General features: G+C 65.3%; 7 protein-coding genes. 2 read left to right on the forward strand and 5 right to left on the reverse strand.

What is annotated here, in order from left to right:
• Positions 1 to 2 precede the first annotated feature (2 nt).
• On the reverse strand, positions 3 to 3413 hold the full coding sequence (gene lysX, locus A5788_RS22940) for a bifunctional lysylphosphatidylglycerol synthetase/lysine--tRNA ligase LysX (RefSeq protein ID WP_152930127.1): 3411 nt from the start codon (positions 3411 to 3413) through the stop codon (positions 3 to 5).
• Between the two features lie 67 nt (positions 3414 to 3480).
• On the opposite strand from lysX, the gene A5788_RS22945 reads away from it, so the two are divergent.
• Positions 3481 to 3705 carry an RNA-binding S4 domain-containing protein gene (locus A5788_RS22945; protein ID WP_049700253.1) on the forward strand — a complete coding sequence of 75 codons (225 nt, stop codon included), beginning with the start codon at positions 3481 to 3483 and terminating at the stop codon, positions 3703 to 3705.
• 12 nt (positions 3706 to 3717) lie between these two features.
• Here A5788_RS22945 and A5788_RS24175 read toward each other — a convergent pair whose 3' ends face one another.
• Positions 3718 to 3873, reverse strand: a complete 156-nt coding sequence (locus tag A5788_RS24175; RefSeq protein WP_197494607.1) for a hypothetical protein — start codon at positions 3871 to 3873, stop codon at positions 3718 to 3720.
• A 131-nt stretch (positions 3874 to 4004) separates the two neighbouring features.
• Positions 4005 to 4868 carry a cutinase family protein gene (locus tag A5788_RS22950; RefSeq protein ID WP_152930128.1) on the reverse strand — a complete coding sequence of 288 codons (864 nt, stop codon included), beginning with the start codon at positions 4866 to 4868 and terminating at the stop codon, positions 4005 to 4007.
• 178 nt (positions 4869 to 5046) lie between these two features.
• Between A5788_RS22950 and A5788_RS22955 the strand changes: the two genes are divergently transcribed.
• Positions 5047 to 5481: an SRPBCC family protein gene (locus A5788_RS22955; RefSeq protein ID WP_049700322.1), complete on the forward strand. Its 435-nt coding sequence runs from the start codon at positions 5047 to 5049 to the stop codon at positions 5479 to 5481.
• A 148-nt stretch (positions 5482 to 5629) separates the two neighbouring features.
• On the opposite strand, the gene A5788_RS22960 is transcribed toward A5788_RS22955, so the two are convergent.
• Both A5788_RS22960 and gltB read right to left on the reverse strand, forming a co-directional pair.
• On the reverse strand, positions 5630 to 7084 hold the full coding sequence (locus A5788_RS22960) for a glutamate synthase subunit beta (RefSeq protein WP_049700255.1): 1455 nt from the start codon (positions 7082 to 7084) through the stop codon (positions 5630 to 5632).
• Positions 7077 to 11660 (reverse strand): glutamate synthase large subunit, encoded by a 4584-nt coding sequence (gltB, locus tag A5788_RS22965; RefSeq protein WP_049700256.1) that lies wholly within the window; start codon positions 11658 to 11660, stop codon positions 7077 to 7079. Before gltB ends, A5788_RS22960 begins: the two co-directional genes overlap by 8 nt.
• Positions 11661 to 11924: the final 264 nt, after the last annotated feature.

Here is an 11924-nt window from a genome sequence, read left to right on the forward strand (position 1 = left end):
GCTCAGTTCTCCTGTGGTTTGGCCAGCGGGAATGCCAACGATTCGCGAATCGACTGACCCGTGATCAACATGACCACACGGTCGACGCCGACGCCGAGACCACCGGTCGGCGGCATCGCGTATTCGAGCGCCTGCAGGAAGTCCTCGTCGAGCTCCATTGCCTCCGGATCACCGTCGGCAGCCAGAACCGATTGCGCGGTAAGCCTTTTGCGCTGTTCCACCGGATCGGTCAGCTCGGTGTAGGCGGTACCGAGTTCGACGCCCCACGCCACCAGATCCCATCGCTCGGCCACTCCCGGCTCGCTGCGATGCGCCCGCGTGAGCGGCGAGACCGACGTCGGGAAATCGGTGTAGAACGTCGGGAAGGTGGTGCGGTCTTCGCCGAGGTGCTCGTAGAGTTCCTGCACGATCGCGCCCGCGTCCCAGTCCGGACGGAACGCGATGTCGAGGCGCTTGCAGACCTCCCGCAGATGCTCCACCGACGTCTCCGGCGTGATCTCCTCGCCGGCGCCGTCGGACACCACCCCGTAGACGGTCTTCACCGGCCACTGTCCGGAGATGTCGATTCGCTGCTCGTTGCCCTCGTCGTCGTAGCGCACGATCACCGGCTCACCGTAGGCGGCGGTGGCCGCGAACTGGATCATCTCGCGCGTGAGATCGAGCATCTTCAGGTAATCACTGTGCGCTTCATAGGCTTCCAGGCTCGTGAACTCCGGATTGTGACTGAAGTCGACGCCCTCGTTGCGGAAGTTCCTGCCGATCTCGAACACCTTCTCCACGCCGCCGACGCACAACCGCTTGAGATACAACTCCGGCGCGATGCGCAGGTAGAGGTCGAGATTGTAGGCGTTGATGTGCGTTGTGAACGGCGTCGCGTTCGCGCCACCGTGGATCTGCTGCAGAATCGGGGTTTCGACTTCGAGATAGCCACGGGCAGAGAGGAAGTCACGCAGCGCCTTGACCACGACGCTCCGCGTGGCGAGCAACTGCCGCGAACGCGGATTGATCGCGAGGTCGACGTATCGTTGCCGCACACGGGCTTCCGGGTCTGTCAGGCCCGCCCACTTGTCGGGCAGCGGACGCAGCGACTTTCCGATCATCGCCCAGCGGTCCACGAGCACCGACACCTCGCCCTTGCGGCTCGTGCCCATCTCACCGTGCACCTCGACCAGATCACCGAGGTCGACGTCAGACGCGAAATCCCTTGAGCCGGAATCGAGTCGCGATGCCTCCACCAGGATCTGCACCTGCCCCGACCAGTCATGGACATCGGCGAAGACCACCTTGCCGAAGTCACGGAGCCGCGTGATGCGGCCGGCAATCGACACCGGCGTGCCCGCAGGCGCGGCGACGGCCTCCGCGATCGAGTGCGACGGCGGATCGGCTGGCGGATACGGGTCGACGCCGTCGTCGATCATCCTGTCCAGCTTGGCAAGCCGCACCCTGACCTGTTCCGGACGATGCGCCGCGACCGCGTTCTGCGCCTCCGCCTCGGCGTCGAGTTCAGCGATCAACGCGTCGACATCGATGCCTGCGGGAATCGACGACTGTCCCGCGGTGTACTGCTGCTTGCGACCGAACCTGGGGAGCCTGACGAAGCCCTCGGTGACGACGGCCGCCAGACCGGCCCGCGCCAGGATTCGGGTGTCCTCGAAGCACAGGAATCGCGGCTGCCAGTCGGGAAGGTATTTCGCGTTGGACCGGTAGAGCGACTCCATCTGGAAGAACTTGGAGCCGAACATCAGCACGGCATAGCTCCCGCGCATGACGGGGCCCGCGCCGATCTCCTGGCCCTTCTCGAACACGGCGCGGAACGTCGCGAAGTTCAGGGAGATGTCGGTGATCCCGAAGTTCTCCGAGTCGCGGCACAGGTCGCTGACCATTGTCTCGACGACACCGTTGATGCCGCTGCGGTCGCGGCGCATCAGGTCGAGCGAGACCCCGCGCCGACCCCACGGAACAAATGACAGCATCCCGACGACCTTCTCGTCGGGCTCACCCTCATTCAGGACCGCCTCCACCAGCAGGCAGTCGCCGTCTGCGGGATCGCCGATGCGGGAGAGCGCCATCGCGAAGCCGCGCTCCTCCTCGGTGTCGCGCCAGGCGTCGGCCCGCGCGACCACGTCGACCATCTCGGTCGGCGGAATGTCGCGGTGCCTGCGGATGCGGGTGGTGACGCCTGCACGTCGGGTTCGTGTGACCGCCTGGCGCACGCCCTTCATCGTCGGGCCGCTGATCGTGTACTGCCGTGTGTGCAGGATCGCCTCGTCGCCGATGTTCAGCGACGTGAATCCCGCGGCCTCGAATGCCGCCGCGCCCCGTTCGCTGGAACCCATCGCCGCGGGGTGCCACCCGTAGCGCTCGCACAGCACCAGGAACTCTGCGATCGCGTCGGGCCAGGACTCGGGGTCGCCGATCGGATCACCACCGGCAAGCCCGACACCGAGTTCGACGCGGTAGGTGATCGCGGCGCGGCCATCGCGCGAGAAGACGACTGCTTTGTCGCGTCGCGTCGAGAAGTAGGCCAGCGAGTCGTCGTCGTTGAATCGCGCGATCAGCGCACGGATCAGTCGTTCGTCGGTCGCGGTCATCAGCGACTTGAGCCGCTGCGATCGGAACAGCACCGACGCCGCGACGATCAGCGCGAGTGCGCCGAACAGGCCCAGAGCACCATTGACCGGCGGATAGGTGTGGTGGCCGTCGAAGGTCCGCTGGTCGATCGCGGCGAACGCGACGACCCGGTTGAACGCGTAGGGCAGACGCTCGGAGCGTTCGAGGCTGCCCGGGAACAGCCACACCAACGCGAACCCGATGCCGGTTGCCACCGCAAGTCCGACCACGAGCACCACGAGCGCGCGCAGCAGGGCGCCGCGTCGAACCCGGGTATAGAACTGCCGATACGTGACAAGCAGGAAGACCAGCGCCGCGAGATCGATACCGAGACCGATCACGATGTTCATCCGCTCGGTGTCGTCGACGTCGAAGTCGTCGGCGACCGGCTGCCACAGGAGCAGCGCGTTTCCTGCCATGAACAGCAGCAGGTAGATGACGCAGATCCACCACGCGATGCGTTTTCGGGCTGTCAGTGCGATGGCGACGAGCGCCAACACGAACGACCACGCGAAGCTCGTGTCGGGCATCGAGATGATGAAGTCGTCCACGTAGTCGCGCGGTACGTGAATCCAGTGCCGGAAGAACGGGAAGATGCTCGACAGCAACGCGATGGTCGCCATGATCCCGACGACGAGCCCTGCGATCTGTGGCGCGTGGCTTCCGAATCCGCGAGGGTGGCGGATGCGCTCGAGTAGATCGGCCGACCGGCGATCCGCCTCTGCGCGTTCCGACCGCTGCACCGCGACGTCGGGATCTGTGGGGGCACCCGGGTGTACGTGAGATGGGGACTCGACCGCCATGGATCAAAGGTAGTTCACCGGCGGTTCAACGGTGCGTACTGTTCGCCGGTCAGGCAGTATCTCAGACATGGACGACGACGCGTTCGATGTGCCAGTCCGGGAAGACGGAATCCGGCTCGGTCAGTTCCTGAAACTGGCCAATCTCATCGAGTCCGGGGCCGAGGCCAAGGAGGTCATCTCTGACGGTCTCGTCACCGTCAACGGAGATGTGGAAACACGACGAGGTAGGCAGTTGGCCGTCGGCGACGTGATCTCTCTGGGTGATGCATCGGCGCGGGTCACCGCAGAGTGACCAGCGTCCTGCTCACGCAGTCAGTCGCTTGAGTTCCGCCGCGGTGACGAGGCGCTCGGCCTCCGCGGGGAATCGCTGAGGTTCCCGACTGCGGCCGAGTCGGCCGCCGGAGATGGCACTCAGCATCGAGTGTCGACGGGGTGTTTGGAACGTTGCTGCCAGCTTCATGACGATACGTTTCCTGCGTCAGAATGGATACGATCTTTACTATCTTGTATTGCCGACTTCGTCGGCGCAACTCACCCTTACGTATCGATCGTCACACAGGATTCGTTACCAGCCAGAGACCGACGCGCCGTTCAGCCCAATCCGGCGAGGAACTGATGCGCCCAAGCCACGGCAGTCACGCCCGGCTTGACCTGGAAACTCCCGTAGTCGCCGTGTGAACCGGACTGCAGGAATCGATTGAACTCGATGATCTGCTGCCGTGCGCGAGCGTTGCTGAGCTCGTTGACGACGTTCCCCGGTCCGCCCCTGGTGAGCAACTCGTTGACGATCGCGCCCGCCTCTGCCTGGTACTGACCGACCTGGCTCGGCGTCGGATCACTGGTCTCTGCGAGGTAGCCGATCACGCGCGTCACGTAGTAATCACGTGGCACGTTGCAGTAGAGGTCTTTGGGCGCGCAGATGGTGAAGGCGTGCGGCAGCACGTAGCCCATGCCGTGGAGGCGCGGCCCTCCGCTCCCCTGTCCGGTGAGGGGCGGACCGACCAGATTGTCCTTCGACGAGCGGCGGGGGTCTGCGATCAGGACAACGCCTGCGACCTGCTGCGGACGGATCTTCTCACGGCCGGTACCGATCTCCGACGCGACATCGCCCGCGGCGTCGGCTCCCTGGCTGTACCCGGTGAGCGCGATCTTGGTGCCGGGACACCGCTTGAGCATGTCCAGGGCGAGCCCCTTGGTATTGGCTACGGCCTGCGCCTTCGACTTTCCGTAGATGGCGCTCTCCCACGGGAACGCCGTGGCGTCGTAGCCGACATAGGAGACCTTGGTGTCCGGCCCGAGATTCGACGTGACCGCACCGAGCAGACCCGGGCCGTCAGACCACGTCCCGGGGATCGCCAGCACATATACCTTGGGGCACGGTCCCGGCGCCGCCGACGCCGAACCCGCCGTTGCGACAACGACGCCACACGCCGCCAACACCACCGCCACTGCCATCCCGAGAAGCCTGCGCACCGACCTGTACCTCCGCAACCACGTGTCCACGGCGAATCAGCCGCGGCCCGACCAAGAGAGTGTAGGCAGGGATCCACCCATCCGGCAGCGTCGTCTCACCGAACTCTCATAGAACCTTTGTCTACGGAACAGAGCTACCCGCCACATGAAGGAGGCCACGGTGGTCGACGTCTCGCGCACTTTCACTGTCCGACAGCCGCGGGAGGTGATTGTCGCCTATCTGCGCGACTTCTCCCACGCGGAGCAGTGGGACCCGGGGACCGTCGAATGCACGCAGGAAGACGGCGCCCCGATCGCACTCGGCACCCGCTGGCACAACAAGTCGAAGCTGTACGGGATCTCGACGGAGCTGACCTACGAGCTGACCCGCGACGACCCCGACCACGTCGTGTTCTCCGGCTCGAACAAGACCGCTACGACGTCCGACGACCTCTCGTTCACCGACCTCGGCGATGGAACGACGAGCGTCACCTACCGTGCGCTCGTCGACTTCCACCGCTTCAAGCTGATCGGCGAACCGCTCTTCGGCTTCATCTTCGGCCGCCTCGCCGACTCGGTGCCCACCCAGATGACGAGCGTGCTCGAGAAGCTCTGACGGCCCCGCCCAAGGTCGAGCGCCCCACCGCTGGTCGAGCTGTCCCCGCTGGTCGAGCGCCCCACCCGCCGGTCGAGCGCCCCACCCGCCGGCCGAGCTGTCCCCGCTGGTCGAGCCTGTCGAGACCACCCCCAGCGGAGTCAGCAGGTCAGCGCTGCGCGACCTGTGTCGGCACGATCGGTGCGGGAAGATCCGACGCCCCCGCGAGGTATCGGTCCGCCGCAGCGGCCGCCGAGCGACCCTCCGCGATGGCCCACACGATCAGCGACTGTCCGCGCCCGGCATCGCCCGCGACGTACACGCCCTCCTGCCCGATGGCAGCGAAGTCGTTGTCGCGCTTGATGTTGCCGCGCTGGTCGTATTCGACGCCCAGCTTGTCGAGCAGGTCGGCGCGCTCGGGGCCGACGAAGCCCATGGCCAGCAGCACCAGATCGCATTCGAGCTCGAAGTCCGAGCCCTCGACCTTCTCGAACCGACCGTCGCGCATCGCAACCTCGTGGGCCTTGAGCGCGGTGACCTTGCCGTTCTCGCCGGTGAACTGCTCGGTGTTGACCGAGAACACACGCTCGCCACCCTCTTCGTGGGCAGATGACACGCGGTACATCAGCGGGTACGTCGGCCACGGGGTCTGCTCGGCGCGCTCGGTCGGCGGCTTGGGCATGATCTCGAACTGGTGCACAATCTCGGCACCCTGACGCAGCGACGTACCGAGGCAGTCGGCGCCGGTGTCGCCACCGCCGATGATGACGACCTTCTTGCCCTTGGCGCTGATCTGACCGTCGACGGTGTCGCCGAGCTGAATCCGGTTGGCCTGCGGCAAGAACTCCATCGCCTGGTGGATGCCGTCGAGCTCACGTCCGGGGATCGGCAGATCGCGACCGATCGTCGAACCCATCGCGAGCACGACGGCGTCGAAGTCCTCGCGAAGCTGTGCGACGGTGATGTCGACGCCCACGTTGACGCCTGGGCGGAAGACGGTGCCCTCGGCCCGCATCTGCTCGAGACGACGGTCGATGTGGCGCTTCTCCATCTTGAACTCGGGGATGCCGTAGCGCAGCAGTCCGCCGATGCGGTCGGCGCGCTCGTACACGTAGACCGTGTGGCCCGCGCGCGTGAGCTGTTGCGCCGCAGCGAGTCCCGCGGGACCCGAACCGACGACCGCAACCGATTTGCCGGTGCGCTCAGTCGGCAGCACCGGCTGCACCCAGCCGCTGTCGAAGGCGTTGTCGATCAACTCCACCTCGACCTGCTTGATGGTCACCGCGGGCTGGTTGATACCGAGCACGCACGACGCCTCGCACGGCGCCGGGCACAGACGACCCGTGAACTCCGGGAAGTTGTTGGTCGCGTGCAGGCGCTCGATGCCCTCTTTCCACTGATCCCGGTAGACGAGGTCGTTCCACTCCGGGATCAGATTGCCCAGCGGACAACCGTTGTGGCAGAACGGGATACCGCAGTCCATGCAGCGACTGGCCTGGGTCTGCAGCTCCGACTTGTCGAAGTCGTTGTAGACCTCTTTCCAGTCCATCAACCGCAGGTCGACCGGACGCCGCTCGGGCAGTTCACGCTCGGTGTGCTTGAGGAATCCTCTGGGGTCAGCCACGTGCGGCCTCCATGATCGCTTCGTTCACGTCTCGTCCGGACTTCTCTGCGGCGTCGATCGCGGCAAGCACGCGCTTGAAATCGCGCGGCATGACCTTGGCGAACGCCTGCTGGGTGTTCTCCCAATCGGCGAGAATCGCTGCGGCGACGGGCGACGCCGTCTCGCCACGATGCTCACCGATGATGCCGGACAAGAACTCGATGTCTTCGTCGTCGAGTGGTTCGAGGTCGACGAGTTCGGGGTTCAGGTTGGTGCCCAGCTTGTTCTCTGGGTCGTACACGTAGGCGATGCCGCCCGACATACCGGCCGCGAAGTTGCGCCCGGTGTCGCCGAGCACCACCACTCGTCCGCCGGTCATGTACTCGCAGCCGTGATCGCCGACGCCCTCGACCACCGCGGTGGCACCCGAGTTACGCACGCAGAAGCGCTCTCCGACTACGCCCCGCAGGAAGATCTTTCCCTTGGTGGCGCCGAAGCCGATCACGTTTCCGGCGATGATGTTGTCTTCTGCGACAAAGCCTTCCGGCGTTCCCGCCGGCGGCCGCACCACGATGCGTCCACCCGAGAGACCCTTGCCCACGAAGTCGTTGGCGTCGCCCTCGAGTCGAAGCGTGATGCCCTTCGGCACGAAGGCACCGAAGCTGTTGCCTGCGGAACCCTCGAAGTCGATGATGATCGTGCCCTCGGGAAGACCCTGTGCGCCATGCGTCTTGGTGACCTCATGGCCGAGCATCGTTCCGACGGTCCGGTTCACGTTGGTGATCTTCGACGTGAACGACACCCTGGTGCCGTGATCGATCGCCTCACGACTCTGCGCGATGAGTTGCTGGTCGAGCGCCTTCTCCAACCCGTGGTCCTGCACGCCGGAGCAGTACAGGTCCTGGTTCATGAACGGCGATTCGGGCGTCGACAAGATCGGCGACAGGTCGAGCTTGCCCGCCTTCGACGACTTCCAGTGTGCGAGCGCCTTTGTCGTGTCGAGCGCCTCGACGTGGCCGACAGCCTCCTGCAGGGTGCGGAACCCGAGGCGAGCGAGCAGTTCGCGTACCTCTTCGGCGATGAACATGAAGAAGTTCTCGACGAACTCCGGCTTGCCGGTGAAACGCTCACGCAGCAGCGGATTCTGGGTGGCGACGCCGACGGGGCAGGTGTCGAGATGGCAGACGCGCATCATGACGCAACCCGAGACGACGAGAGGCGCTGTCGCGAAGCCGAATTCCTCGGCTCCGAGCAGTGCACCGATGACGACGTCGCGTCCGGTCTTGAGCTGACCGTCGACCTGCACCGAGATGCGGTCCCGAAGTCCGTTCAGCAGCAGGGTCTGCTGCGTCTCGGCGAGACCGATCTCCCAGGGGGCACCCGCATGCTTCAACGATGTCAGCGGCGACGCACCGGTACCGCCGTCGTGGCCGGAGATCAGCACGACGTCGGCGTGTGCCTTCGACACACCCGCGGCGACCGTTCCGACGCCGAGCTCACTGACGAGCTTGACGTGTACGCGCGCCTGCGGATTGGCGTTCTTCAGATCGTGGATGAGCTGGGCGAGATCCTCGATCGAGTAGATGTCGTGGTGCGGGGGCGGCGAGATGAGGCCGACGCCCGGCGTCGAACCACGAACCTCGGCGACCCACGGGTACACCTTGTGCGGCGGAAGCTGGCCACCCTCACCGGGTTTCGCACCCTGCGCCATCTTGATCTGGATATCGGTGCAGTTGCTCAGGTAGTGCGAGGTGACACCGAAGCGTCCCGACGCGACCTGCTTGATCGCACTGCGACGCCAGTCACCGTTCTCGTCGTGATGGAAACGACGCGGATCCTCGCCGCCCTCACCGGAATTCGACCGTCCGCCGAGTCGGTTCATGGCGATGGCCAAGGTCTCGTGCGCCTCGGCCGAGATCGAACCGAAGCTCATCGCGCCGGTCGAGAAACGCTTGACGATCTCGCTCGCGGGTTCGACCTTGTCGATCGGGATCGGGTCACGATCGCCGAAGTTGAAGTCGAACAGTCCACGCAGAGTTGCCATTCGGGCCGACTGATCGTCGACCATCTTGGTGTACTCCTTGAACACCTTGTACTGACCGGTGCGCGTGGCGTGCTGAAGCTTGAACACGGTGTCCGGGTTGAACAGGTGGTATTCACCCTCGCGCCGCCACTGGTACTCGCCGCCGACCGGGAGCTCGCGATGTGCGCGCTCGGACGGACGGTCGTTGAATGCCAAGGCATGTCGCGTTGCGACGTCGGCGGCGATCTCGTCGAGTCCGACGCCTCCGAGCTGGCTGTTCATTCCGCTGAAGAACTCGTCGACGGCGTCCTGGTCGAGACCGATCACCTGGAAGAGCTGGGCGCCGGTGTACGAGGCGACCGTGGAGATGCCCATCTTGCTCATCACCTTGAGCACGCCCTTGCCCGCGGCCTTGATGTAGTTGTTGCGGGCGGTCTCGAATTCGATGTCGCCGAGCACTCCGCGCTCGACCATGTCCTCGATCGATTCGAAGGCCATGTACGGATTGACCGCTGCCGCACCGAATCCCACCAACGTGGCGACGTGGTGGACCTCGCGGCAATCACCCGATTCGACGATCAGGCCGACACGGGTGCGCTTGCGCTCGCGGACCAGGTGGTGGTGAACCGCGGCTGTCAGCAGCAACGACGGAATCGGTGCGAGCGTCTCGTCGGATTCCCTGTCGCTGAGCACGACGAGGCTCACGCCGTCGTCGATGGCAGCACTGACCTTGGCGCGGATCTCGTCGAGCGCCTTGCGCAGCCCGGCACCACCCTCGGACACCGGGTAGAGCCCGTGGATCTGGATGCTGCGGAAGTCGGGAAGCGCGTCATCCTCGTTGATCCGGACCAACTTGGCGAGTGTGTCGTTGTCGATCACCGGTGAGGGAAGCGAGATCTGGCGGCACGACTCCGGACCCGGATGCAGCAGATCGGCTTCGGACCCGATGGTCCCGCCGATGCTGGTGACGATCTCCTCGCGGATCGCATCGAGCGGCGGGTTGGTCACCTGCGCGAAAAGCTGCTGGAAGTAGTCGAACAGCATTCGCGGACGGGCCGACAACACCGCGATCGGGGTATCGGTACCCATCGAGCCGATGGCCTCGGCTCCGGTCTTCGCCATCGGCGCGACCAGCAGGTTGAGCTCCTCGGTGGTGTAACCGAACACCAACTGCCGCAACGTGACCCGGTGATGGGACATGTGCTCGTGCGGCAATGCTTTGACGTGGTCGATGTGGACGAGACCCTTTTCGAGCCACTCCGCGTACGGATGCTCGGCGGCGAGCTCGTCCTTGATCTCCTCGTCGTCGACGATGCGGCCCGCCTCGGTGTCGACGAGGAACATGCGGCCCGGCTGCAGGCGCAGCTTCTGCACGACGTCGGCCTGGTCGATGTCGAGCACGCCGACCTCGGAGGCCATCACGACGAGGCCGTCCTTTGTGACCCAGATTCGGCTGGGGCGCAGGCCATTTCGGTCGAGCACGGCGCCGACGACGGTGCCGTCGGTGAAGCAGACCGATGCCGGTCCGTCCCACGGCTCCATGAGCGACGCGTGGTACTCGTAGAACGCGCGGTGCTCCGGCTTCATCGCCTCTTGGCGTTCCCACGCCTCGGGGATCATCATCAGGACCGCGTGCGGCAGGCTGCGCCCACCGAGGTGCAGCATCTCGAGCACCTCATCGAAGCGTGCCGTGTCCGACGCTCCGGGAGTACACACCGGGAAGATCTTCTGCGCTGCGCCATCGCCGAACAGCGACGTGTCGATCAGCGCCTCACGGGCACGCATCCAGTTCTCGTTGCCGGTGACGGTGTTGATCTCGCCGTTGTGCGCGACCCGGCGGAACGGATGGGCGAGCGGCCACGACGGGAAGGTGTTCGTCGAGAAGCGCGAGTGCACGAGGCCGAGCGCGCTCTCCACCCGCGAGTCCTGCAGGTCGAGGTAGAACTCCCGCAGCTGCGGGGTGGTGAGCATGCCCTTGTAGACGAAGGTCGTGCCCGACAGGCTCGGGAAGTACACGGTCTCGCGGCCCGGGCCGTCGGCACCGGCACCCTTGTTGCCGAGTTCGTGCTGAACACGCTTGCGTACGACGAATGCCTTGCGCTCGAGCTCCATGCCCGAGGCACCGGCGAGGAACACCTGACGGAAGGTCGGCATCGCGTCGCGCGCGAGCGCACCGAGGCCGTTCTCGTTGGTGGGTACCTCGCGCCAGCCGAGCACGGTCAGACCTTCGGACTCGATGATCTTCTCGACGCCCTCGGCGGCGGTCGCGGCGTCGTTCGAGCCCTGCGGCAGGAAGGCGATACCGGTCGCGTAGCTGCCCTCGGCGGGCAGTTCGAAGTCGACAACCTCACGCAGGAAGCGGTCGGGCACCTGGATCATGATTCCGGCACCGTCGCCGGTGTTCGGCTCTGCGCCCGCAGCACCACGGTGCTCGAGGTTGATCAGCGCGGTGATCGCCTTGTCCACGATGTCGCGGCTGCGACGACCATGCATATCGACTACAAACGCAACACCGCACGCGTCGTGTTCGTTGGCCGGGTCATAGAGCCCAATGGGGCCTGGAGCGTGCTTCATGTATTCGCCTCACTAGGTGCGCGACGTTGCGCAGAGCTGTCACCCGTTTCGTCGTTGACAGCAGTCCTTCCGAGCCAACAGAATCCACCCTCATCGTGGGCTGACCTGGGCTGATCCTGTGATCACTCGGTGGCTGCCTCGTGCCAGCGCCGTTGCTGGCGGGGGTGCGCCGACCCTGAGATCGCGCTGACACCCCACTGCTTCATGAGCATTGTCGAATATTTTCTCACGGGGAGTACCCAGTATTGAAATCCGGCTACCACA

Source organism: Gordonia sp. 852002-50816_SCH5313054-c (assembly GCF_001665925.1).
Classification (GTDB): Bacteria; Actinomycetota; Actinomycetes; order Mycobacteriales; family Mycobacteriaceae; genus Gordonia; species Gordonia jacobaea.